Source organism: Bacillus sp. LR--39 (assembly GCF_053613335.1).
In genome coordinates, this window is the sequence record NZ_JBSIOT010000530.1 from 1 (window position 1) to 891 (window position 891).

Sequence of the window (891 nt, forward strand, 5' to 3'; positions counted from 1 at the left end):
AGTCGGCCCGTACACATTGGTCAACCGCGGCGCTGTGCCGGCTTCTTTAAACAGCTTGAGCAGCTTGTCCGCAACAACAGATGACAGGCCTTCTCCTCCGATCAGCATGTGCTTCAGTTTTAGGCCTTCAAAATCGCCCGCTGCTACCAGCATTTGCAAATGAGCCGGTGTTCCATCCGTCGCCTCAATGCTGTTTCTCCGATAATATGCAGCAAGGGCGGCCCCGTTCGTCACAGTTTTCTTCGGTACGATATAAAGGGTTTGTCCCAAAAGAAGCGACGCGAAGATCTGCTTCACTGACGCATCGAAGTGGAACGGCGCAAGCAATGCCATCCGCAGGGTTTGGCTGCCGCTTTGATAAATCGTCTGCTGCAGAGATTCAACCAAATGATGAACCTGGCGATGCTCGATCATAACTCCTTTCGGGCGTCCGGTTGTTCCCGATGTATAAATAATGTAGGCAAGGTTCCGTGCGTTCACATCTGCATTCAGGCTTTCTTCTGCACCTTCTGCAATTGCCTGATCTAAGTCAATCAGCTCAGCATCGGCTTCAGGTGCCGCAACCTTCGATTCAGTCAGGATGAAGTCCGCCCCGCAGTCCTCCAAAATATATTGAATGCGCTCAGCAGGAAAACCCGGATCAATCGGCACATAGGCCCCGCCGGCTTTTAAAATCCCCATGATAGCTGTAATCATCCGTTCAGAGCGTTCAATCAAAACCGTGACAGGACTGTCCGGTCCAACCCCTTTCTGTTTCAGCACATTGGCGATGCGTGCGGATTGTTCATGTAACATTCGATAAGACAATGTACGATCTTCAAATACAACCGCTGGATGATCTGAAAGCTGCTCAGCCTTTTCTTGGAACAGTTTCGGGATCGTCATGTCCTT

At 50.6% G+C, this 891-nt stretch carries 1 protein-coding gene; it reads right to left on the reverse strand.

The window, feature by feature from the left end:
• A partial coding sequence (locus tag ACWHAR_RS24675; RefSeq protein ID WP_452088131.1) for an AMP-binding protein occupies positions 1–891 on the reverse strand: 891 nt, incomplete at both ends.